Below are 23,616 nucleotides of genomic sequence, written 5' to 3' on the forward strand. Positions count from 1 at the left end.
GCGCGATAATGTCGCGGTATGGGGGTGGCAGGTTCCGTCGTACCGCCCGGTCCGCGCTGGCACCGCGCCCGGCAGGTGGCCCGGCTGGCGGCGATCGGCACGGCTGCCACCGCGGCGGCCGTCGCCGCGACCGGCGGCGTGCTGCTCGGGCAGGCCCGGCAGGCCCGGCGCACCATCCCGATGGCGCAGGCCCCGCCGCCACGCTGCGACGGCGTCTACGGTGCCAAGATCCCCGGCCCACCGCTGACCATGGTGATCCTCGGTGACTCCTCCGCCGCCAGCTACGGGGTGGCGCGGCGGCGCGAGACCCTGGGCTCGCTGCTGGCCACCGGGCTGTCCCGGCGGCTGCACCGGGCCGTACGGGTGCACCGCTTCGCCGTGGTCGGCGCGCTCTCCGCCGGGCTCCGGCCGCAGGTCGAGGCGGCCCTGGAGTGCGCGCCGGACGTCGCGGTGATCCTGGTCGGGGGCAACGACATCACCAACCGCACGCCGTACTCCGTCGCGGTCCGCCACCTGGTCGACGCGGTCCGCACGCTGCGCGCCGCCGGTTGCGAGGTGGTCGTCGGGACCTGCCCCGACCTGGGGGCGATCCGGCCGATCCAGCCCCCGTTGCGCTGGCTGGCCCGCCGGTGGAGCCGGCAGCTCGCCACCGCCCAGACGGTCGCCGTGGTCGAGGCGGGCGGGTGGACGGTCTCCCTCGGTGACCTGCTCGGCCCCCGGTTCGCCGCCGAGCCCACCCGGATGTTCGCCTGGGACCGGTTCCACCCCTCCGCCGAGGGCTACGCGACGGCCGCCGCCGCGCTCCTGCCGACCGTGCTGTCGGCGCTCGGTAGCGGGGAGCGCCGGCCGACGCTGGCCCCGGGCGAGGGCGTACGGTCGCTGCCCCAGGCGGCCCACGAGGCGGCCCGCAACGCCGGCACGGAGGTCAGCGGCACGCAGGTCCGGGGCCGGGACCACGGCCCGGCCGGCCGCTGGGCGCAGCTCCGGCGGCGGGCCTTCTTCGGCGTCGGCCCGGTGCCGCAACCCGGCACCGCCGCCGACTCACCCCAACTGGAGGGACTGGCATGAGCGAGCGGAGCGAGCGAACCACCGGGTGCCGCGGGTGCCCCGCCGGGCCGGTCAACGCCGCCGTGGGCACCCGGGCGGTGACACCGTGACGGGCCGCTCGCTCGGCGGCGAGCTGGCCGTACGCCTCGGCAAGGCCGCGGCGGTCTCCCTGGTCGCCGGCACGATCGGTGGTGCGGCGGTGCTCGCCGGTCAGGCGGTGGCGGCCCGCAACCGCGACTACGCCCAGCCGGAGCTGGGGCTGGCGCTGCGGGCCACGGTCGGCCGGGTCGGTGCGCCGCTGCTGCGGCTGGTGCTGCTCGGTGACTCCTCGGCGCTCGGCGTCGGGGTGGCCCGCTTCGACGAGACGGTCGGCGGTCAGCTCGCCCACCTGCTGACCGAGGGGCCGACCGGCCGGCGGGTGCACCTGTCCAGCGTGGGGGTCTCCGGGTCCCGCTCCACCGACCTGTCCACCCAGGTGGCCCGGGCGCTGCTGGGTGACCGGCCGGACGTCGCGGTGGTGCTGATCGGGGCGAACGACGCAACGGCGATGAGCCGGCCGGCGGAGGCGGCGGCGTACCTCGCCTCGGCGGTACGCCGGCTGCGGGAGGCCCGGGTCGAGGTCGTCGTCGGCACCTGCCCGGACCTGGGCGCGGTGCGCGCGGTGGCCCCGCCGCTGCGGCAGGTGATCGGCTGGTCGGGCCGGCGGGTCGCGCGGGCGCAGACCGCCGCCGTGCTGGAGGCCGGCGGTACGGTCGTCGACCTGGGTACGGAGACCGGCCCGGTGTTCCGGGCCGACGCCGGGACGCTCTGCCACGACGGCTTCCACCCGTCCGCCGACGGGTACCGGGTCTGGGCGCACGCCCTGTTGCCGGCGGTCGTCGCCGCCGCGAACGTCGCCTCCCGGCACTGACCGGCCTCGATCCCGCCCTGCCGGCTGCGCCGGGTCGCGGCCGGCGGGCGGGGCCGGCCGGTCCGGCACGGGTGACATTTCCCGCTGGTCGGCGTCCTTCCGCGCCAAGTTACCGTCAAGTTAACGTTGGTTCATGCCGATTGAGTCGTCCCGCGACGCCGTCATCGTCGCCACCGCCCGGTCCCCCATCGGCCGCGCGTTCAAGGGTTCGCTGCGTGAGGTCCGCCCGGACGACCTCGCCGCCACCATCGTCCAGGCCGCGCTGGACAAGGTTCCCGGGCTCGACCCGACCACCATCGACGACCTCTACCTCGGGTGCGGGCTGCCCGGCGGCGAGCAGGGTTTCAACCTGGCCCGGGTGGTCGCCACCCTGATGGGCCTGGACGGGCTGCCCGGTGCCACGCTGACCCGCTACTGCGCGTCGTCGTTGCAGACCACCCGGATGGCGATGCACGCGATCCGGGCCGGGGAGGGCGACGTCTTCGTCTCCGCCGGGGTCGAGATGGTCTCCCGGTACGCCCGGGGCAACTCCGACACCCTGCCGCCCGAGGCGCAGGCGCTGGTCGGCGGCGGCTGGGAGAACCCGCGCTTCGCCGAGGCGCGGCAGCGGTCGGCGGACCGCGCGCAGGGCGACGCCGAGGTGTGGACCGACCCGCGCGAGGCCGGTCAGCTCCCCGACATCTACCTCGCGATGGGGCAGACGGCGGAGAACCTGGCCCAGGTGTACGACGTCACCCGGGAGGAGATGGACGCGTTCGGCGTCCGCAGCCAGAACCTCGCCGAGAAGGCCATCGCCGACGGCTTCTGGGCCCGCGAGATCACCCCGGTCACCACGCCGGACGGCAGCGTCGTCGACACCGACGACGGGCCGCGCGCCGGGGTCACCCCGGAGGCGGTGGCCGGACTGAAGCCGGTCTTCCGCCCGGACGGCCGGATCACCGCCGGCAACTGCTGCCCGCTCAACGACGGGGCCGCCGCCGTGGTGGTGATGAGCGCCCAGCGGGCCGACGATCTGGGGCTCATCCCGTTGGCCCGGATCGTCTCCACCGGCGTCACCGCCCTGTCGCCGGAGATCATGGGCCTCGGCCCGGTCGAGGCGTCCCGGCAGGCGCTGCGCCGGGCCGGGATGACCGTCGACGACGTCGACCTGGTCGAGATCAACGAGGCGTTCGCCGCTCAGGTGATCCCGTCGTACCGGCAGCTCGGCATCCCGCAGGACAAGGTCAACGTGATGGGCGGGGCGATCGCCGTCGGCCACCCGTTCGGGATGACCGGCGCCCGGATCACCGGCACCCTGCTCAACGCCCTGCAGTGGCACGACGCGACCATCGGCCTGGAGACCATGTGCGTCGGTGGCGGTCAGGGCATGGCGATGGTGCTCGAACGGCTCAGCTGAGCCCTACAGCGCGCCGCGGGTCGCCGTCACCAGGGCGGCGGCCCCGGCCAGCACCGCCTCCGGCGGGCCGGCGGCGGCCAGGTCCGCCGCGACCACCCGGAGCTGGTCGGGCAGCGCCATCGGGTGCGTCAGCCGGGGTACGTCCCGCCGGGGCTCACCCTCCGCGTCGGCCGCCAGGTCGGCGACCTCCTGCACCAGTCTGTGCACCAGGTCGGCCCGGGACACGTTGCCGCCCGCGGCGACCGCCGCCCACCGTGGCTGCTGCCAGTGGTCCACCTGACGGACCAGCGACGTCACCGCCCGGTCCAACTCCGCTGCGCTCATCGTCGGCGAGTCTACGCACCACCGGCCGGCCCCGGGCCGGCCGCGCAGACGACGACGCCCGCCACCGCAGGATCGCGGTGGCGGGCGTCGGGTGCGAAAACCGTCAGTCGTCGCCCTGGAAGTAGCTGATCAGGCGGAGCATCTCCAGGTAGAGCCAGACCAGGCTGACCACGATGCCGAACGCCGCCGTCCACGAGTAGCGGGCCGGCAGCCCCATCCGGACGCCGTCCTCGACCTCCTTGAAGCTGAGCACGAAGCTCAGCGAGGCGACCACGATGCAGACCAGGCTGAACCCGATGGCCAGCGGGCTGCTGTCGCGCAGGCCGGTGTTCACGCCGAACAGCGCGAGCACCAGGTTGATCAGCATGACGGCGAACAGGCCGGCCATCACGGCGATCATGCCCTTGACGAACTTGGGGGTGGCCCGGATGACACGCGCCTTGTAGAGCATGGTCATCACGAAGAAGACGCCGAAGGTGGCGACCACGGCCTGGAGCACGATGCCCTGGTAGGCCGTCTCGTAGACCTTGCTGACCAGGCCGACGAACGCGCCCTCGACGATCGCGTACGCGACGACCAGGGCCGGGTTGGCGACCCGGGAGAACGAGATGATCAGGCCGAGGACCAGGCCGACCATCGCGGCACCGATCCAGGCGACGCCGAGCACCGAATCCGGCACCACGATCCAGGCGGCGGCGGCGGAGACGCCGAGGATGGCCAGGAGCGCGACGGTCTTGACGACGACGTCGTCGACGGTCATCGTGCCGGACACCGTCGGGGCGACCGGGGAGCCCGGCTGGCCCGGGTACTGCTGTGGAATGCCGGGCTGTCCGTAACCGTACGGCCCGGGCTGGGCGTACCCGGCGGAACGCTCCCGCTCGGCCGCCTGGCCGAGCCGGGCGAGCACCGGGTTCGAGGTCTTCACTGTCTCAGGCCTCCCTCAGGGGGTCAGTCACACGCAAACGTGCCCTTCCAGGGTAAACGGCGGGGCCCGGCCGCCGCCGGCCGGGAGGCTGTGGGAAAGCTGAGAGTGTGGTGCCCGGGGCGGGTCTCGAACCCGCACGCCTTGCGGCAGCCGCTTTTAAGGCGGCCGTGTCTGCCGTTCCACCACCCGGGCGGGGGCGTCCCGTCGATGCGCGACGGTGCAGTCTCACGGTAGCCGTTCCGCGTCGCCCCGGCGTACCCTGTCCGCCCCCTGCGGAACGGCGAACGCCGGTCGCCCCCACCCGGGAGCGGGCGGGGGCGACCGGCGGGCCGGTACGGCGGTCAGGCCGCCTTGCTGGTGATCGGGATCGGCTGCGACGCCTCGGCGAACTCTTCACGCGGGTCGTGCAGCTGCCCCAGCGCGACCACCTCACGCTTGAGGAAGAAGGCCAGCGACCAGTCCACCACGACCCGGACCTTGCGGTTGAACGACGGGATCCGGCTCATGTGGTACGTCCGGTGCATGAACCAGGCCGGCCAACCCGTCATCTTGATGCCGTACACCTGGGCGACGCCCTTGTGCAGGCCGAGGCTGGCCACGCTGCCGGCGTGCTTGTGCTTGTAGTCGACCGGCGGCCGGCCCCGCACCACCAGCGCGATGTTGTCGGCCATCCGGGCGGCCTGCCGCACCGCGTGCTGGGCGCTCGGCGAGCAGTAGTTGCCCGGCTCCTTGGTGAGGTCCGGAACGGCCGCGCAGTCGCCGGCGCTCCACGCCCCCTCCACCACCCGGTCGCCGTCGACGACCTGGAGGGTGGGCAGGCAGGTGACCCGCCGCCGCTCGTCGCGGGGGAAGTCGGTGCGGTCCAGCATCGGCGACGGCTTCACCCCGGCCGTCCAGACGATGGTGTCGGAGCGGAAGCTGTCGCCGTCGGAGAGCTTCACCACACCGTCGACGCAGGACTCCAGCCGGGTGTCCAACCGGATGTCCATGTTCCGCTTCAGCAACTGCTGCACCGTGTACGCGCCCATGTCCCGGTCGACCTCGGGCAGCACCCGCTGGGTCGCCTCGACCAGCACCCAGCGCATGTCGTCGGGCTCCAGCTCGGGGTAGTAGCGCAGCGCGTCCCGGGCCATGTCCTCCATCTCGGCCAGCGCCTCGATGCCGGCGTAGCCGCCGCCGACGAAGGTGAAGGTCAATGCGGAGCGACGGACGTCGGGGTCCGGCGTGGCGGCGGCCACGTCGAGCCGGTCCAGTACGTGGTTGCGCAGGTAGATGGCCTCGCCGATGGTCTTGAATCCGATCCCGTGCTCGTGCAGGCCGGGGATCGGCAGGGTGCGGGACACCGAACCGGGGGCGACGACCACGTGGTCGTAGGGGATCTCGCGGGTCGGGCCGGAGATCGGCTGCACCACGGCGGTCTTACGGCTGTGGTCGATCCGGGTCACCGCGCCCGCGACGACCTTGCACTTGCGCAACTCCCGCCGCAGCGGCACGACGGAGTGCCGGGGCGAGATGTTGCCGGCCGCCGCCTCGGGCAGGAACGGCTGGTACGTCATGTGCGGCTGCGGGTCGACCACGACGACCTCGGCCTCACGGGAGCTCAGCTTCTTGGACAGGCGCAGAGCGGCGTACAGGCCCACGTGCCCGGCACCCACGACAAGGATCCGCTTCGGATTCACGTATCCATCTTTCCCCGGGCGGCTGCGGTAATACCCCTCGAGACCCCCATCTGTGACGGAGCACAACACCTGTGAGCTGCGCAACGTCGCGCTATCTGCGGCGCAGCAGCCAGCCCAGCAACCCGGTCAGACCCACCGCCACCAGCAGTCCCACCACCGTGGCCGACTGGAAACCGTCATCGGGGCCGAGTTGCCCGGACCGGGTCAGCAGCACCCCGATCACCGCCGACGCCAGCACCACCGCGCCGGCCCGGGTGAGCCAGCGCAGCACGACGTCCGGGTCGATCGCCCCGTCGTAGGGCAGCACGGCCAGCAGGGCGCAGAGGGTGTGTCCGAGGTAGAGCAGGGTCGCGACCGCCAACAACCGCCACAACGTGATCGGCCGGTCGTAACCGGCCGAGGCGAACACCCAACCGCCGACCGTGACCAGCGCGGCGAAGGTCGGCCAGATCCGGCGCGGGGCCACCGCCGGCAGCACCGCCACCACCGTCAGCGCGAGCAGCGACCGGGCCTGGAACAGCTCCACCGGGTACGCCAGCAGCAGCCCGGCCAGCACCACCAGGAAGGTGAGCCCGCGCACCAGCAACGGCAGCAGGGCTACCCGGCGTACCGCCGTGCGCGCCGCCCGGACCCGTTCCCGGACCGCGTCCACCGGGCTCACCGGCCACCCACCCGGGGTGCGGTCGCCAGCCGGGCGACGTCCCGCAGCACCTGGTCCAGGCTGCCCGCCCCCGCCCAGCCCACCACCGGCACGCCGTGCTCCCGCAGTTGCGTGATCATCGTGTCCCGGTCCAGCCGCCACAGCCGGTACGCCACCGGCGCCCAGCCCTGCTCACCGGGCGGGGCGAGGTCGGTGGGCAGGGTGTCCACCGCCACCACGAACCGGCCGCCCCGGGCCAGCCGGGCCAGCATCTGCGCGGACCGCTCGTCGAGCAGCGGGGTGAGCACCACCACCAGCGCGTCGGCGGAGAGCACCTGCGGGCCGAAGACCTGGTCGTACGGCTCGTGCGGGGAGGACTCGGCGTGCACGTCGAGCAGCCACTCCAGGACGGTCAGGTACTGCCGGCGTCCGGTGGCGGGGCGCAGCCGACGGGCCGCCGGACCGTACTCCAGCAGGGCCACCCGGTCACCCCGGTGCAGGTAGTGCTCGGCGATCGCGGCGGCGGCCCGGACGGTGGTGTCCAACACGGACGCCGCCCCGGCCACCCCGCCGGAACGCCCCGCCTCGGCCAGCACGTCGAGCAGGACGACCACCTCGGCGTCCCGGTCGGACAGGGTCGACGCCACGTGCAGTTGCCGGGTCCGCAGCGACACCCGCCAGTCGATGCGGCGCAGCCGGTCCCCCGGCCCGAAGACACGTACCCCGGCCAGTTCGCCGCCCTCCCCCGGCCGCCGCGAGTGGTGCGCGCCGACCAGCCCGGCGGCCCGGGGCATCGCCTCCACCGCCTCGAACGGTTCGGTCTTCGGGTACACCCGCATCCGCACCGGCTCGGTGAGCACCGCCCGGGAGACCAGCAGCCCGTCGGCGGCGGCGGCACGGGCACCCGCCGGCCCGATCGGGTGCCGCCCCCAGCGCAGCGCGGTGCCGGTCAGCTCCAGGTCGACGGCGGTGCCCGGGGACAGCGCGGTGACGAACGGGCGGTCGGCCCCGCCGGCACGGCTGACGTCCAACCCGATGCCGCCGAAGCCGGCCCGGCGTACCGACAGCCACGGCGAGATCCGGGTCCGGACCACCACCACGTCGTACGGCACCGTGTCCGGGTTGCCCACCCCCACCGCGCCGGCCAGGTCGCCCCCCTCGACCAGTTGGGCGTCCCCGGCGGTGATCTCCAACTGGGGGGCGGCGGTGGGCCGGCGGCGCAGCGCGTACGCGGTGCCGAGCGCGAACGGGGTGGCCAGCACGACCAGGTCGACCCGGCCGAGCAGCACCGCGGCGATCAGCAGCAGCCCGGTGAGCAGCACCGCCCGGCCGAGCGCCCAGGTGGGCGACCAGCCCGCCGCAGGCTCCTGACGGTCAGGCACGACGATCAGCGCCCGGCCCGGCCGGCCGCGTAGCTGGGCAGCGCACCACTGGCCGGCGCCGGGGTCTGCTCCAGCACCTCACCGACCACGAACGACGGGTCGACCCGGCGCAGCCACATCTCCGGGCGCAGCGTGATCCGGTGCGCCAGCGCGGGGGCCGCCACCTCCTTGACGTCCTCCGGCACCACGTAGTCGCGGCCGGCGAAGACGGCCCGGACCCGGGCCAGCAGCAGCAGCGCCAGCGAACCCCGGGGGGACGCCCCGACCAGCACCGACGGGTGTTCCCGGGTGGCCGCGGTGAGGTCCACGATGTACTTGCCGACGGAGTCCTCCACCACCACGTCCTCCAGCGCGGCCTGCATGGCCCGCAGGGTGCCGGCGTCGACCACCGGCTCGATCTGCGCCTCCTCGCGGCGGCGGTCCATCCGGCGGCGCAGCACCTCCCACTCCTCCTCGCGCTGCGGGTAGCCGAACGACACCCGCAGCAGGAACCGGTCGAGCTGCGCCTCGGGCAGCGGGTACGTCCCCTCGTACTCGATCGGGTTGGCGGTGGCCAGGACGTGGAACGGCTCGTCGAGGCGGTAGGTGACGCCCTCGACGGAGACCTGCTTCTCCTGCATCGCCTCCAGCAGCGCCGACTGGGTCTTCGGCGGGGTCCGGTTGATCTCGTCGGCGAGCAGCAGGTTGGTGAAGAGCGGGCCGGCCCGGAAGGAGAAGTCGCCGCTGCGCTGGTCGTAGAGGAACGATCCGGTGACGTCGGCGGGCAGCAGGTCAGGGGTGAACTGGAGCCGGCGGAAGTCCAGCCCGAGGGCCTGGGCGAAGGAGCGCGCGGTCAGCGTCTTGCCCAACCCGGGCAGGTCCTCCAGCAGCACGTGCCCGCCGGCCAGGATGCCGGCGAGCACCAGTTCCAGGGCCTCCCGCTTGCCGACCACGACCGTGCCGACCGCGTCCAGCACCGCCCGGGCCAGGTGGCCGACCTCCGTGGCGGGAATGCTGCGGTCCACGTCGTTCATCAGATCTTCTCCAGTTCGGCGACGATCGCCGCGAGGTCGCGCGGCGACGGGGGACGGCGGGAGGGGGTGTCGAGGAAACTCCACAGCGGCTCCCCGAGCAGTGCCCGCGCCCGGGTCGGGTCGGACTCCCGGGTCAGGCCGTGGTGTTGGCGCAGCCGCTCGTCGGCCAGTTCGCCGAGGCGGGGCAGGATACGTTCGGTGAACCGCCCCGCGTTGTCCGAGGACCAGTCCAGCGGGCGCTCCCAGCCGTTGATGGCGGCCCGCAGCGCGTCCCGGGCCGCCCAGTTGTAGGTGCCCGGCTCCTCACCGGCGGGGGCGCGGGCACCGCCCCGGGGCGGGGGCGGTGGGGCCAGCGCGGCGGTGACCCGGCGGACGGCGAGCACCGCCAGCACCCCGGCCACCACGATCCCCAGCGACAGTTGCAGGCCGACCGCGCGCAGCCCGACCACGACCACGGCGGTCACCCCGGCGGCGGTCAGCAGCAGCCGGAACGCCTGCCGGGCGCGCCCGCCCCGGGCCCGGCCCGTACGGGCCGGCGGCTCCTCCTCGAAGGAGAACAGGTCGTCGAGGCCGGTCGACTCGCTCACCGTGCCACCTCACCGGGTGCGTCGTGGCGGGCGGTCACGCCGGCACCTGCGGGTCGGCCAGGGCGGTGAGTTCACCGCGTAGCCGGCGCAGCGCCCCCCGGGCCTGGTCGCGCATCCGGACGTCGACGGCCCGGGTGGCGTAGCGGGCCTCGCGGTAGACGTGGGCGAAGCCGTCCAGCACGTCGGCGCTGGCGATGGCGGGCACGCCGGCCGCCGGGTCGCCCCGCAGCAGCCGGGTGACCAGGTCGGTCGGGGTGTCCCCGGTGAGCCTCGGCACGCCGGCCTCGGTGGCGGCCTCCTCCAGCCGTACCCAGCAGGCGATGACGGCGGTACGCGGGTCGGTGTCGGCGTCGTCCAACTCCTCCAGGCCGGCGTCGAGCGCGGCCACCACCTCCCGCGCGGTGCCCTCGGCGGTACGCCGGGCCCGCGCCACCGGAACCGCCCGGGTGGTCCGCCGCAGCGCGCCGCGCAGCAGGGTGAAGGCCAGGTAGCCCAGGGCGGCCAGGATCGCCGCGGCGAGCAGCCCGATCGCCGCCGTGGCGATCCACTGCGGGACGCTCGGCCGGGTCTGCGCGGCCTCGGTACGCGGCTCGACCGGGATCGACGCGGCCGGTTCGGCGGAGGGGTATTCCGGGACGTAGGGGATGTTGTCGGCGGCCGGCGGGATGCGGCTGGCCCCGATCGACGAGTGCCCGGCGGCGAGCGCGGCGGCCAGCAGCAGCAGCGTCACCAGGGCGACGGGCCACCACCTGCGCAGTACGCCGAGGTCCATCGCCACCGTCCCACGCTGCTCAGTCCACCCCCGCGAGCTGTTTCGCCCGGGCGAACACATCGTCAAGCATCTGTGTGGTCAACCGCCCGGTGAAGGTGTTCTGCTGGCTGACGTGGTAGCAACCGAGCAGATCGGGAGCGGCCGACCCGGACCAGTGTGCCCCATGGCCGAAGACCGGTCGCGGGCTGGGCGGCCGGACGCCGTACACCTGGCGTAGCACCGGCCACCACGCCGCCCAGGCGAACGCGCCGAGCGCGACGACCACCCGCAGGGTGGGTCGGATCAGCGCCACCTCCCGGTGCACCCAGGGGGCGCAGGTGTCGCGCTCGGCCGGGGTGGGCTTGTTGTCCGGCGGGGCGCAGCGCACGGCGGCGAAGATCCGCACACCGGTGAGGGCGAGGCCGTCGTCGGCGGCGACGCTTGTCGGCTGGTTGGCCAGCCCGGCCCGGTGCAGGGCGGCGAAGAGCACGTCGCCGGAGCGGTCGCCGGTGAAGACCCGGCCGGTCCGGTTGCCGCCGTGCGCGGCCGGGGCCAGGCCGAGGATGCCGATCCGGGGTTCGGACACCGGGCCGGGCGGGGTGGCCGGGGGACCCGCGCCGCCGCGCCCGGTGCGGTTGTCCGGGGCGCCGAAGCCGGGCACCGGGCGGCCCCAGTAGTCCTGGTCGCGGAACGCGGCCCGTTTCGTGCGGGCGACCTCCTCCCGCCAGTCGACCAGGCGGGGGCAGGCGAAACAGTCGCTGACCGCCGCGTCGAGGTCGGCCAGGCCGGTCGCCCGCGCGGCGCGGGCGACCACCTCGGCAGGGGTACGGGACTCAGCCAAGCTTGGCCCGGAAGAGTTCGAGGGTACGGGCCCAGGCGGTGGCGGCGGCCCGCTGGTCGAAGTTCTCCGGCCGGTCCTCGTTGAAGAACGCGTGCGCGGTGCCCGGGTAGTCGTACGTCTGACAGGTGCCCCCGGCGCTCTCGACGGCCCGACGCACCGTCTGTACGCCGTCGGCGGCGGACAGCCCGTCGGCCTCGGAGCAGTGCACGACCGCGGCCTTGCCCGCGTAGTCGGCCCACTCGGTGGGCATCCCGTCCCACGGCAGCCGGGGGTAGAAGGCGGCGGTGGCGACGATCCGCTCGGCCCGGGTGGCCGCCCACAACGCCAGGCTGGCCCCGGCGCAGAAGCCGGCGCACCCCACCTTGCCGGTCACCTCGGCCCGGCCGGCGAGGTACTCCGCCGCCACGGCGATGTCGGCCGCCGCCTCGTCCATCTGGGCGCTGTTGAGCATCTGCCGGGGCTCGCTCGGCTTGCTGGCGGGCTGGCCGTGCCGGAAGTCGGGGGCCAGCGCGACGAAGCCGGCGTCGGCGAACCGGTCCACCACCGAACGGATGTGCGGGACGAGGCCCCACCAGTCCTGGATGACGATGACCGCCGGGCTGGCCGTGCCGCTGGGCGGTATCGCGAGATACCCTTCGCCGGTCCCCGCGTCGCGGCGGTAACGCACCATCTCACCCATCGGCCCGTCCTCCTGTCGGTCAGTCATCGTTGGCTGGTCGCAGGGCGTTCCTACGTGTCGGTAGCCTGCCACGCCGTACGCGTGCCGGGAAGATGCCGGAACAGTGGCATATACCTCCCGTTCACCGGACGGTGGCGTGCAACACGCCGACGGCGGCGCGGGATTCCCGCGCCGCCGTCGGCGGATCGTCGTACCGGCTGGTCAGACCCTGTCGGTGACGCCCTGTCGCTCAGGCCTTCTTGGTCAGGCAGAGCAGGTAGCCCTTGCCGCCCGGGGCGATGTTGTAGAAGACGTAGCCGTCCTCACCCTCCTTGATGTACTGCTCGCACGCCTTGCCGGTCTTGGCCTGCGCCTCGGTCTGCTCCTCCACCCGGCCGACCACGTTGTAGACGGCTTCCGTCGAGGTGCACTTGACCACCTTGGCGTCGCTCACCGACTTCTCCTGCGTGCCGGTCACCTCCGGCAGTTCGGCGATGCAGTCGCCGGCCTTCGCCTCGGCCGTCTCGTCCGGGTTGAGGAGGTTGCCGATGGCGTTGGCGACGCCGAACTTCAGCGCCGCGATCACCAGGAAGGCGACGATCGCGCCGATGATGCCGAGCGCCTTCTTCGCGCCGCCACCCTTCGGTTCCGTCGGCTGCGCGGCGGGGGCCGGGGTCACCGGTTCGGGCTGGCCCACCTGCTCTGCCTGCGGCGCGGGGGACGATGCGACCTGCTCTGACACTGAATTTCCTTCCGAGGGGAGAATGAGCAGACGACAACGTAGCGACGAAGATCAGCGCGTGCTGCCCCGTTCCCATCGTCCGTTCAGCCATTTCCCAGGAACGACAGGTCAACCGGTGGTGGTGGGCAGGGGTGCCCCCGCCGGCCCGGACACCGACGGCGACGCGGCCGGCACCGATCCGTTGGGCACCGGGGTGCCCGGTGCGGTGGCCGTCGGCACCGGAGTAGCAGGTGCGGTGGCCGTCGGCACCGCACCCGCCCCGGTCGGTGACGGCGACCCGCCGGGGGCGACGTCGGACCCGGGCGGCAGCGGGACGACGGCCGGCGGGCGCGGCCGGAACGGCGCCTGCTGCGGGCAGTACGGGTAGGCGCGCTGCACCGGGTTGACGTCCGGCAGGGCGGGATCGTCGCAGGCCGGCCAGCCCAGCCGGATCGGGGTGCCGTTCTGGTCGAAGAGCCGGGCGTTCTCGACCAGCCGCCCCTCGCTGTCGTAGACGTAGACGTCCTGCACCTCGTTGTACGGGTTGTCCACCGAGGTCGACTCGTAGCCGTAGTCGTAGCCGGAGCGGGCATGGTCGTCCACCTCCGCCACCGCGGCGATCGCGAACAGCGCCAGCACCGCCGAACTGGCGTGCAACGCCCAGCGCCGCCAGGACCGCAGCTCCGGGGTGCGCCGACCCAACCAGACGGAGCCGTACAGCAGGCCGACGAACATCAGCAGGCCGACGAACGCGTGGCCGTCGAGCCGGGGCAGCAGGCCGAGCGGGCCGTCGGTGCTGATCGCGGTGAGCAGCATCGCGGCCAGGTAGGCGCGGGCCACCCACCAGGCCGGGCGCAGCAGCCGCAGGAACTCCCCCGCCGTGGCGTGACCGAACACGGGGCCGAACCGGCTGTCGAGCCGGTCGATCCGGGCCCGGGCGCGCCCCAGCACGGTGGCGATCCGCCGTTCCAACGCCCGCCGGCCGGCCGCCGGGTCACCCGCCCCGGCGGCGGCCCGCAGCTCCGCCGCGTACGCCTCGGGGGTGCCGAGCCGGTCGACCAGGGAACCGTCGGCCTCGGCGGCAACCTCGGCGAGGTGTTCCGGAAGATCCTCGGTCAACTCCTCGCGGGTCTGCGGTGGCAGGTCGGCAAGCGCCGTCCGCACCCGCTCGACGTAGTCCGTGATTTCCTGCCCAGTGACGGTCATGCCGCCATCCCCCGATCGTCGAGCAGCTGGTCCATCGTCGTGGCGAACGCGCGCCAGGTCTTGCCGGAGCGGGTGAGCTGATCACGGCCGGCGGCGTTGAGCGCGTAGTACTTGCGGTGCGGGCCGGACTCGCTCGGCACCACGTACGTGGTGAGCAGGCCGGCGGCGAAGAGCCGACGCAGGGTGCCGTAGACCGAGGCGTCGCCGACCTCGTCGAGGCCGGCCTCGCGCAGCCGGCGCAGGATGTCGTAGCCGTAGCCGTCGGAATCCCGCAACACGGCGAGCACGGCCAGGTCGAGCACACCCTTGAGCAGTTGTGTGGTGTCCACGCATCACACACTACTACGCAGTGCGCACTACCGTCAACAACGCCATACCAAACCTCCACCCCACCGCACCCCTCGGCCCGTTGATCAAGAGGTTTGCGTCATCCTCGATGAGATCCTTGACGCAAATTTCTTGGTCAACACCACAACCTCTTGGTCAACAGCACCACGCCGGGCGACCTGGGGCGACTTATCCACCCCGGCGTCAAATGGCACCAAGGAGCGGAGGCGCTCGACAGCGAGAGCTGCTTCATCGACCAGCCGGATAGGAGTCGCAGACAACCTCGGGGGCCACTCCGAGAATCAGTGACTCGAGACCGTGCATCCCCTCTCCAAAATGACCTAGCCAGTCGGCCACCAGATAGATCGACGAACTCTCGTCGATACCGACGAAGTAGCGCCCGTCATCCAACTCGCCCAGCGGAAATATGCGCCGACCGACCAACTGTCCCCATTCGAGGAAGAGATCCTCTTCGTCGATCGCGAGCAACGGATCCAGTTCGACCGATGCACGGGATCGGGAGATTCCACCCCCAGCGTACGGGAATGTGAGGCCGCCGAACTCCGACAGGAAGGAGTTCGCCGCCGAGTGCATCGGCAGGCCGGCGTGCGCGAACAGCGACTGCCATCGCCCGATGTCCACCTGCCGCCCAGAGATCCATCCTGCGTTGAGCAGGGCGCGCCGCAGTTGGTCATCCATCCGCTCTGCCGGACGGGAGAGCTCCGACTTCAGCAACCCTCTCGATGCCGGGGACACATTTCCCACATTTCCCGGAAAAGCAGGGACAGACATCCACACACCAACCCTCCCACGCCGATGCTCACCGGCGGTGAGGCCAGGACGACCTGCCAACCGCTCGACGTCCGGCCGGTGAGGCTGCGGGGACGCAGTGTCGCCCCCGCAGCCTCACCGGATCCTGCCGTACTCGCTACCGGTTGGCAGCCCAACCTTTGGCAGTCTTCCCCATCCCATCGCCACCCAGGTGACGCAATGCCTCGAACCCTGCCCCGCCTCAACAGGTTGAGCAACTATCGGCACTGCCGGAGCCTGGACGTCGAGTCACCCCACAACCGAACGAACGGACTCATCGCCGTTCCCAACTCGGACTTGACCGACGCCCCGGCCGGGCTCGCCGTTTCCACCGCGTAGAGGATCTCCAGTTCCTCGTCTGACTCCTCGGGCTCACAGACCGCCGCCCGCCGACCGGAGACCACGTCAGGCGGCAACAACGAGACCGTCAACCATTGCCACATGTTGGGAAGGAACTAGATTCCCAGCTCTCCACAATCCTCCCTGGCCTGCTGGGTAAGGAACAACGAGAACGAATCCCAGTGTCGAGCGGGCCAGAAGTCATTCTCGGTCCACAGCCAAACTGGCGGATCATCAGAACCGTCTCTCATCCAATAGACCTGATAGCCCTGGTGCATGGCAAAGGCGACAGCGTCCGAGGGCACCCCGGTCAGTACCTCGTCCTCCAGCACGAACTCTGCAATCCGGTCCTGAAGATCAAGGATGCCGGGAAAGAACGCGTCAGTTCCTCGAAGCAGCCCGCCCGCCTCCCGCCCCATCAACGACAGGAATTCTCTGTACCGGGCCGGCAGCGAGCTTCGACCCCACCGCACAGCGAGCAGCCCGACCTCATCAGCGCTCAGACCACTGACCGTCGCTGTACGGCAAGCACGCAGGGCGGTTGCCAGATCTTCCAGAATTATCATCACCCAGCCAGCAAATTTTACGTGAACGGATTGGTGATGGACTCTCATGCCACCTTTAACTGGACGTACGCCCGCCGGACCCACAGCCGTCGACCTCAATCGAGCTTGAGCGTCCGGCAGAAATCCAGCTATTCGATGCAACTGTCTTCACGCGGAGGACTGATGACGATGACAAGACGCGCACCAACCCACCGGAGACGCGAAGACCGAGTCGGCAGAATGGACGGGGGCGGGGGCACACGCCCCCGCCCCATCAATCGATTCGACCCCTATCGCATAGTTCGTTGCGGACGGCGATTTCAGGACCTGAGCGCAAAAACCCTGATATCACTCAGAGCATTTGGGACGCGCAATCGCAGTTCAGGGTCTTCCGCCAATTCGCGCAGTCGCGTGACCACCCGCGGTGAGATCGTCCGATGTAATCGCGCCACATGACCCAAGCAGGTGACCGCAAGCTCTCTCACCTGGCGATCGACAGGCGCATCGAGGAGGCGCAGCAACACCTCTTCGATCCACTCACGATCGGGCTCATCCAAGGACAGCGCCAGCAGAGCGTCGGTAGCCTCCCGAACGTCATAACCGTAGATAATTTTCAGCAAGGATGAGCGCCAACGCTCATCCTCCTCCCGGTCGGGATCCTCAGTCACCGCGACTCACCCCCGCACCTTTCCCTTACGGTTGACGAGACCGGCTTTGATAAGCGCAGATTGTTCATCCTGCTCGAACTCACGCCACTCCCGAACATGGCCATGCCAGATGTTATTGACGCCACCTTCTACTTTGCCACACCCACAGGGCACCTGCTGAGTTCGGTCGAGCATGACGCGTTGCCCGTTGGAGACGCCAATCCGTCGTGGCGCTTGCCCAGGCGCCTCGGGAGTGATTTCGACCGAATTGTTCAATGCAGCCTGTCCGTCGATCGGTTCGGCACCGCTGGTGCCTCGAGAGGTCGAGCGCGCTTGCTTACCATGCTTGGTACGCCCTTGAGTGTCGTAGATGTCCTCACCACAGTTGTGAACCAGGACCGGGGTGCCGCCGGCCACCACGTGGTACGTGTGGATGCCCTCGACGGTGAGGTTGTGGACCCGGCGCTCCTGGGTGAACGCCCGTACCGCCTCGACCTGGACGTACGTCCCCGCCGAGGTGCGCAGCCACTGACCCGGTTCCAGTTCGGCGGCCGGCACCCACTTCTCGAGGTCGGCGACCCAGAACGGGTGCCCGTCGGTGGCGATCACCGAGCCGGACTCGTCGCCCTGCGTACCGTCGGTGTCGACGGTCACCTCGACAAGGTTCTTGTAGCCGTCGCCGACGATCAGGCCGACCACCGTGCGGGACTCGGTCTGGCCGGTCTCCGGGTCGGTGGCGAGCACCTCGTCGCCGAGGGCGATGTCCTCGATCGCCCGGGTCGAGCCGTCGGCCAGCACCACCCGGGTGTCGGGGGTGAAGCTGTTGCCGATCTTGCAGGAACTCCCGGCCGACTCGGCGACGTCGTCGCCCTGCTTGGCCGCCGTGGCCGCCGCGTCATCCGCCTGTTTCGCTGCCGCCGCTGCCGCCTCGTCCGCCTGTCTCGTCGCCAGCGCGGCGGCCTCGTCGGCCTGGGCCAGCACCCGCTGCGCCCACTTCATCTCGTCGAACCAGGACAGGACCGCCTTGCCGGCCCGCACCGCGGCCTCGCCGATCTTCTTGGCCTTGAATATCTTGCCCCAGGGGAGCGCACCGACCACCGCCATCGCACAGGCGCCGATGTCGCCCTTCATCACGCAGTCGCGGATGTCGTTGATCCCCAGGACCTCCAGCAGGATCTGCCCGCCGGCCTGGATGACGATGTCGAGGAGCTTCTTCTCCTTGACCGACTTCGCCTTGTTGACCTCGTCCTGGCTCGGGCCACTCGGGGTCTTGGTGCCGCCGGCCGGTGGGGTGGTGTTCGTCGGCTTCGGCGGTGGGCCGGTACCGGCGACGCCGCCGCCGTTGCCACTACAGTCGTCGTCGGCGCAGAACCGCAGGCCCGAGGCGTCCGAGAAGCTGACCGGCGAGTTGTTGGCGTAGGCGTACCCCTGCATCTGCTGGGGGTCGGTGAAGTCGACGATCGGGTCGACCGAGATGAACCGGCCGGTGCCCGGTTCGTACTCCCGGGCCCCGAGGTGGGTCAGCCCGGTGGAGGGGTCGATGGTGCCGCCGACGAAGCCCTGCTGTCCCGGCCACACCGACGGCTGGGTGCCACGCGCCTGGCCGTACGGGGTGAACTTGCGCCGGGTCGAGGCGAGGGTGCTGGCGTCGATGGTCTCCTGGGCGGTGCCGTGGTGGTCGCCGATCAGGAAGTTCACCTTGTTGGACGGGGTCCGGACCGCGGCGACCCCCTGGTAGTAGCGGGTGCCGGTGACCGAGGTGGTTGCCTTGGTCAGGGTCAGCTCGGTGCCGCCCAGATAGAGGGTGACCGTGGTCGGGTCCCGCCGGATCATCCGGTTGCCGTCGGCGTCGTAGAGGAACTCGGTGACCTTGGTGCCCTCGGTCACCTTCGCCAGGTGCCCCTCGTTGTCCCAGTCCAGGGTCTGGGTGGTCCCGCCGATCTTCCGGCTGATCATGTTGCCGGCGTCGTCGTAGAGGTACTCGTCGAGACGCTGGCCACCGGGCAGGCCTGGGGTGGGCGAGCCGACGGTGTTCACCGTCCGCAGGGTGTGCGGCTGCGGCGTGCCCGCCGTCGGGTACGCGTAGGTGGCGGTGACGTCGTTGGCCGGGTTGCCCGAGGTGTCGTGTTGGACCTCGGTCTTCCGGTTGCTGGTGCCGTCGTGGAACGTGTACGAGTGCCAGTACGGGTCGGGTCCGCCGACCGTCGCCGCCGACGGGGTCTTCGCCGCGCAGTCGTCGTTGGCGGTCCACGCCTGCGTCATCCGCCGCAGGTGGTCGTAGCCGAAGCACTGGGTGTCGGTGGTCGTGCCCTGCTCGACGCCCTTGATCTTCGTGACGTTGCCGATGGCGTCGTAGTCGTAGCTGATGTCGTCCAGCCGGGTCGGCGCGACGGCCCGGTCGACGATGGTCTGCGCCAGCCGGCGGGTGCCGTCCTGGTACTTGAAGGTCTGGTAGACCTCCTTGCCGACCGCCCCCATGGTGAGCCGCAGTGGCTCGCCGTACTCCGAGTAGGTGGTGGTCTGGAGGTATTTGCTGAGGCCGGTGACGCTGACCGGCATGTCCAGGCCGTTGTACCCGTAGCTGACCCGTTCCTCGGGCAACCCCCCAGCGAGCGGGTAGGTGGTGGACTTCGGCAGGCCGGTGATGTCGGTGTAGCTCTGCGCGAAGCTGTAGCTGCCGGCCAGGGCCCCCTCGCTGGCCGGGATGGTGTACTTCGTCCCGGTCGGCTGGTTGCGGACGTTGTAGCCGGTCACCTCGCTGACGTACGCGTTGTCGTCCACCCACCGGGTCGACGAGGTCGGCTGTCCGATCTTCAGGGTGTCGTACGTCCACTCTGCAGCCAGCGTCCCGGTGGACGTGCCGTGCCGCAGCGCGGTGGGACGTCCAAGATCGTCGTAGCTGTAGGTGAGCGTCTTCTGTCGGGCGTCGGTGGTGGATACCAGCCGGTCGCCGTCGTCGAAGGTGCTGGTCGTCGTGCCCTTGTCCGGGTCACTGGCGCTGGTCTGCCGGCCCCGCAGGTCGTAGCCGTACGTCCACTTGTTTTCGCCGGTCGGATCCTTGACCTCCTTGAGCCGGCCGAACCGGTCGTAGGAGTAGGTGGTCGCCTCGTACGCGCCGGTGGGCGTCTCCGCCTGGTACTGGCGCAGCTCGGTGAGGCGTCCCGACCCGTCGGTGATCTTCGTGGTGGCGGTGCCGCCCTGCGGCGGGTCCACGTCGATCCGGTCACCCCGGTAGGTGGTGACCGTCCGCCACTTCTCGACGCCGAAGCTCTCGAAAATCTCGTTGGTCGGCCGGCCCATCCCGTCGAAGCGGTAGACCATCTGGCTCGGCACCAGGTTGTCGCCGACGCCGTCGAGCAGGGTCGCCGACGGTGCCGAGGAGTTGTAGTACGCGGCCCGCTTCTTCCAGGCCAGTCCCCGGGTGTCGTAGAAGACGTCGGTCAGCACCCGACCGCCGCCGTTGGCCGGCTGCTGGGTCTGCCGCAGCCGCAGCATGCCGTCGTAGATCTCGTACCCCGTCCGGTACGAGCCGTCCTCCTTCAACGTCTCGGTGGTCACCACCACCGGAGCGGACGGAGTCACCTGGTAGGTGAACCGGCTGTTCGGGGTGTTCGGGTAGGTCGCCTTGTCCCGGCCGGGCAGCCAGACCTTGGCGAGCCGGCCCAGCGGGTCGTAGCTCAGGTCGGTCCGCGCGCCGTTCGGGTCCACCTCGGCGACCGGGACCCCCCACGCCGGTTCGAGGTACCGGGTGGTCTTGTGCAGCTTCGGGTTGGTCGTGTCGACCTGGGTGACCAGGGCATCCGCCGCCGGGAGGAAGGCGGTCTTCGTCTTCTTGCCGTAGACGTCGGTCGACTCGGTGACCCGGCCGTAGTCGTCGTAGACCGACCGGCCGGTGACGGCGTAGCGCGGTCCACCCGCCGGCCACTCCATCAACTCCTCGACCTGGGTGACATTGCCCTCGGTCGGCGCCGCGCCGAGGGTGGTGGAGTCGTCGTAGTACATCCGGGTCTCGGAGACCACGTCGGCCGGGCGGGACGGGGTGGCGGCACAGGACACCGCCACCCTCTCCACCCGCTTGACCTTCGTCATCAGCCAGTTGGTGGTGTTGCGGGCGTACTCGTGCCGGGTGCAGCTGTCGTCGTCGGCGCGGGACAGGTCACCCCGGTCGTTGGTCTGGGTCGGGATGCCGTAGGCATCGAAGCTGTGCTGTACCTCGGTGCGTCGCCAGGTGCCGTCCGCCACCCGGGTCCGCGACTTCACGCTCGCCGTCTGGGTGACGTACGACTTCAACGCACTGGTGCCGGGTCGCAGCCGGGTCGCGGTGGCGGCGCTCCGCCACGGGGTGTTCAGGGTGGTCGACTCGATCACCCCGCCGTCACCGGAGTAGTAGATCGACTCACGGATCATGCCCTGGAACTCGGCCACGTCGGGCGTGGTGCCGCCCTCCGAGTCGGTGACCGAGGCGTCCCGGGTGCCGGTGGAGGTCTTGTCGCCGTCGAGGCCCTGGAAGTAGCGGGTCTCGGTCAGCGACAGGTTGTCCGGTGCCTTGCCCACCCGGGTCCGGACCTTGCCGTACCCGCGCCACTGGCTCCAGGTGCGGTGCGCGGCCTTGGTGAACTCGCCGTCGTCGTAACCCCAGGCCGGGTTGAAGAACTCGTAGTTCGTCTCCTTCGGTACCTGGCCGCCCAGGCGGTCCTGCTCCACCACCTGGTTGACCACGTACTTGTGGAACCAGTCCAGCACCGGCTCGGTCTCACCCTCCGGCTGCCAGTAGGTCGGGTAGCAGCGCATGGTGTTGGTCTCGTTCGGCGCCGGCAGCACCACCGGGGTGAACCGGCTGCACTGCCGGGGCAGGTAGCCGACGCCGATGGTCGACCCGGTCTCGGTGTCGATCCGGGTCATCCGCTGCCGGGTGATCGCCGGGACACCCTCCAGGCCGTCGACCCGGTTGGGCAACATCTGGCCGGTGAACGTCACCGGCGGCATGCTCACGCTGCCTCCGACCTTGCCGGTCCGGGTGATCGAGGCGAGCCAGAGCGACGGGGTGGTGCCGTCCGCGGTCGTCGGGAACGCGTGGTTCAGCGTCCACAGGTTGACGTCCCGGTACGCCGTCCCCGAGCGGACCTGGGTGGTGATCGAGGTCAGGCGCTTCCGGGTCCAGAACGTCGGCGAGAACCGGTCGGTGCACGCCTCGTCCTTGACGCAGTTCTGGTCGACCGGGGTGTCCGGCCACCGGTTGGCGTTGGCCTTGGTGAACTTGCCCGGCGCGCAGTCGAAGTTGGCGTCCGGCAGGCAGCGTTCGTCAACGCCGAAGAGCACCCGTGACGGGGCCGGCTTGGCGTACTCCTGGCCGTTGCGCTGGCCGTACTCGATGCGGTTGAGGTAGCCGCCGCGCTCGTACTGCACCCCGGCGGTCTTGATGTTGCGGCCGTAGTAGTTGCTCTCCGGCGTGTAGTAGTACGCCATCGAGTTGCCGTTGGTGTCCACGACGTGGTCGAGGTTCCACCGCCAGCCCTGCTGGCACCAGGCGGCGTCGAAGTTGGTGTTGTCGCAGGGCTCGTCCGGGTTGTTGCCGAAGACGGGAACCGTCCAGGTCGACTTCGTCTCCGGGCTGCCGTCGACGTAGTTGGGCAGCCGGTTGCGGCCGAAGTAGTACTGGGTACCGTCGGTGGTGGTGACGCGCCAGTGCTCACCGTTGTCGTCGCCGTTGTTCGCACCGGTCAGCGCTTCGATCCGGGAGCCGTCGTCCTCGGCGGTGCGCCAGCCGCCGGTGCTGTCGTCACGCACCAGCTCGGTGGTCCGGCCGTTGAGCGACAGGGTCACGTTGTTCGACGCCCAGCAGAGGTCACCGGTCTTGACCGTGTTGACCGCGTTGCCGCCCATGTCCTCGGCGCACGACTTGTAGCGGCGTTCGACGAAACCCGGCCAGTAGTCCCAGCCGTCACCGACCCAGGTGGGCTGGTTGTTGGTGGAGACCATCCGGCCGTCGACGCTGCTGGACGAGTACCCCAGGCCGATCGTCGGGCTCGGTCCGCCGAGTGACGACGGCAGCTCCATCGGGTACGACCAGGAGAAGTCACCGGCCGAACCGCCCGCCGACCAGGAGCCGCTGGGGCTCAGGCTGGTCGCCGAGTAGCTGCCGCCCGGCCCGGAGGCACCGGCCGCGGCGGCGAGCACCGTCGACGCGGCAGTTCGCCGGCCATCCGCCACACCAGCCAGGTCCACCTCGGCCACCAGGGTCGAGGTGGTGACGTCGTTACGGGTGGGCAGCACGGTGGTCCGGGCGCACTCGGCCCGTCCCGGAGTGGTCAGCGCACACGCCGGTAGCTGGACCAGGCGCAGCCGGGAGGCGTAGTCCGCGCCGTACGCGGTGCGGAAGGCCCGGTAGTTCACCTCGACGGAGACCCGTCCGGCGGTGCCGTCGTCGCTGCCGACGCGGAACAACATCCCTCGTACGCCGGTCCGTTCGGTGGCCGCCCGGTCCTCGACCTGCACCCGTACCCTCGCCGGGACGCCCCTGCCCCGTACCGTGGCACCGGCGGGCGGTCCGACCCGGATCGGGGCGGTCCCGGCGGCGGCACGGCCGGGGCCGGCCAGGTCGACGGTGCTGCTGGAGGCGGCCGGCCAGGTCGGCCGGGCCAGCGGCGGATCGAACTTCCTGACCCTGGGCGATGCCGCAGGCGTCGGTTGGCTGCGGCCGGGAACGGAGCGTTCCTTCTGCACCGCCGGCAGGTCCACCTCGACCGCCGCGCTGGCCTGCACCGGTGTGAGCGCGCTGGTCACCATGACCAGGCTCAGGATGCCGGCGACCCGTCTCAGGCGTCGGCGTATGGACGGTCCACGTCGTCTGGACGCGCGCAGCATGAAT

Annotated in this window: 20 protein-coding genes and 1 tRNA gene; 3 read left to right on the forward strand and 18 right to left on the reverse strand. The window is 71.3% G+C overall.

Going from position 1 to position 23,616, the window contains the following annotated elements; genetic code table 11:
• The first annotated feature begins 18 nt into the window (after positions 1–18).
• The 3 genes from ACN260_RS24955 (at position 19) to ACN260_RS24965 (ending at position 3,353) form a co-directional block, all read left to right on the forward strand.
• A complete protein-coding gene (locus ACN260_RS24955) occupies positions 19–1,068 on the forward strand; it encodes an SGNH/GDSL hydrolase family protein (protein WP_422753315.1) in 1,050 nt (349 codons plus the stop codon).
• Between the two features lie 85 nt (positions 1,069–1,153).
• Complete coding sequence (locus tag ACN260_RS24960) at positions 1,154–1,957, forward strand: SGNH/GDSL hydrolase family protein (RefSeq protein WP_204928294.1); 804 nt, start codon at positions 1,154–1,156, stop codon at positions 1,955–1,957.
• Positions 1,958–2,090: 133 nt separating this feature from the next.
• A complete protein-coding gene (locus ACN260_RS24965) occupies positions 2,091–3,353 on the forward strand; it encodes an acetyl-CoA C-acetyltransferase (RefSeq protein WP_422753316.1) in 1,263 nt (420 codons plus the stop codon).
• Between the two features lie 3 nt (positions 3,354–3,356).
• On the opposite strand, the gene ACN260_RS24970 is transcribed toward ACN260_RS24965, so the two are convergent.
• The 18 genes from ACN260_RS24970 to ACN260_RS25055 all read right to left on the reverse strand — a co-directional run bounded on the left by ACN260_RS24970 (position 3,357) and on the right by ACN260_RS25055 (position 23,531).
• Positions 3,357–3,677, reverse strand: a complete 321-nt coding sequence (locus tag ACN260_RS24970) for a hypothetical protein (RefSeq protein ID WP_422753317.1) — start codon at positions 3,675–3,677, stop codon at positions 3,357–3,359.
• A 103-nt stretch (positions 3,678–3,780) separates the two neighbouring features.
• The gene (locus tag ACN260_RS24975; protein ID WP_422753318.1) at positions 3,781–4,602 is read right to left on the reverse strand and encodes a Bax inhibitor-1/YccA family protein; all 822 of its coding nucleotides are present in this window, start codon (positions 4,600–4,602) and stop codon (positions 3,781–3,783) included.
• Between the two features lie 108 nt (positions 4,603–4,710).
• Positions 4,711–4,794 (reverse strand) — tRNA-Leu (locus ACN260_RS24980).
• Between the two features lie 149 nt (positions 4,795–4,943).
• Entirely contained in the window at positions 4,944–6,281 is a 1,338-nt protein-coding gene (locus tag ACN260_RS24985) for an NAD(P)/FAD-dependent oxidoreductase (RefSeq protein ID WP_422753319.1), read from the reverse strand.
• A gap of 91 nt (positions 6,282–6,372) precedes the next feature.
• Positions 6,373–6,933 carry a hypothetical protein gene (locus ACN260_RS24990; RefSeq protein WP_422756819.1) on the reverse strand — a complete coding sequence of 187 codons (561 nt, stop codon included), beginning with the start codon at positions 6,931–6,933 and terminating at the stop codon, positions 6,373–6,375.
• 5 nt (positions 6,934–6,938) lie between these two features.
• Positions 6,939–8,303, reverse strand: coding sequence for a DUF58 domain-containing protein (locus ACN260_RS24995; RefSeq protein WP_422753320.1), 1,365 nt, complete (start codon positions 8,301–8,303; stop codon positions 6,939–6,941).
• A 5-nt stretch (positions 8,304–8,308) separates the two neighbouring features.
• A complete protein-coding gene (locus tag ACN260_RS25000; RefSeq protein WP_422753321.1) occupies positions 8,309–9,316 on the reverse strand; it encodes an AAA family ATPase in 1,008 nt (335 codons plus the stop codon).
• Positions 9,316–9,903, reverse strand: coding sequence for a hypothetical protein (locus ACN260_RS25005; protein WP_422753322.1), 588 nt, complete (start codon positions 9,901–9,903; stop codon positions 9,316–9,318). The genes ACN260_RS25000 and ACN260_RS25005 overlap by 1 nt, the downstream gene beginning before the upstream one ends.
• Before the next feature lie 34 nt (positions 9,904–9,937).
• Positions 9,938–10,675, reverse strand: a complete 738-nt coding sequence (locus ACN260_RS25010; protein WP_422756820.1) for a DUF4129 domain-containing protein — start codon at positions 10,673–10,675, stop codon at positions 9,938–9,940.
• A 19-nt stretch (positions 10,676–10,694) separates the two neighbouring features.
• Complete coding sequence (locus tag ACN260_RS25015; protein ID WP_357931838.1) at positions 10,695–11,468, reverse strand: uracil-DNA glycosylase; 774 nt, start codon at positions 11,466–11,468, stop codon at positions 10,695–10,697.
• A 19-nt stretch (positions 11,469–11,487) separates the two neighbouring features.
• The gene (locus ACN260_RS25020; RefSeq protein WP_422756821.1) at positions 11,488–12,174 is read right to left on the reverse strand and encodes a dienelactone hydrolase family protein; all 687 of its coding nucleotides are present in this window, start codon (positions 12,172–12,174) and stop codon (positions 11,488–11,490) included.
• A 229-nt stretch (positions 12,175–12,403) separates the two neighbouring features.
• Complete coding sequence (locus ACN260_RS25025; protein ID WP_422753323.1) at positions 12,404–12,895, reverse strand: LppU/SCO3897 family protein; 492 nt, start codon at positions 12,893–12,895, stop codon at positions 12,404–12,406.
• A 108-nt stretch (positions 12,896–13,003) separates the two neighbouring features.
• A complete protein-coding gene (locus ACN260_RS25030) occupies positions 13,004–14,080 on the reverse strand; it encodes an HAAS signaling domain-containing protein (protein ID WP_422753324.1) in 1,077 nt (358 codons plus the stop codon).
• Positions 14,077–14,409, reverse strand: a complete 333-nt coding sequence (locus tag ACN260_RS25035; RefSeq protein WP_422753325.1) for a PadR family transcriptional regulator — start codon at positions 14,407–14,409, stop codon at positions 14,077–14,079. The genes ACN260_RS25030 and ACN260_RS25035 overlap by 4 nt, the downstream gene beginning before the upstream one ends.
• Before the next feature lie 247 nt (positions 14,410–14,656).
• Positions 14,657–15,106 (reverse strand): SUKH-3 domain-containing protein, encoded by a 450-nt coding sequence (locus ACN260_RS25040; protein WP_422753326.1) that lies wholly within the window; start codon positions 15,104–15,106, stop codon positions 14,657–14,659.
• Between the two features lie 566 nt (positions 15,107–15,672).
• Entirely contained in the window at positions 15,673–16,170 is a 498-nt protein-coding gene (locus ACN260_RS25045; RefSeq protein ID WP_422753327.1) for an SMI1/KNR4 family protein, read from the reverse strand.
• Positions 16,171–16,421: 251 nt separating this feature from the next.
• Entirely contained in the window at positions 16,422–16,769 is a 348-nt protein-coding gene (locus tag ACN260_RS25050) for a hypothetical protein (RefSeq protein ID WP_422753328.1), read from the reverse strand.
• A gap of 6 nt (positions 16,770–16,775) precedes the next feature.
• Entirely contained in the window at positions 16,776–23,531 is a 6,756-nt protein-coding gene (locus tag ACN260_RS25055) for a polymorphic toxin-type HINT domain-containing protein (RefSeq protein WP_422753329.1), read from the reverse strand.
• Positions 23,532–23,616 lie beyond the last annotated feature (85 nt).

It is taken from the genome of Micromonospora sp. WMMD708 (genome assembly GCF_049315245.1).
GTDB lineage: Bacteria > Actinomycetota > Actinomycetes > Mycobacteriales > Micromonosporaceae > Micromonospora > Micromonospora wenchangensis.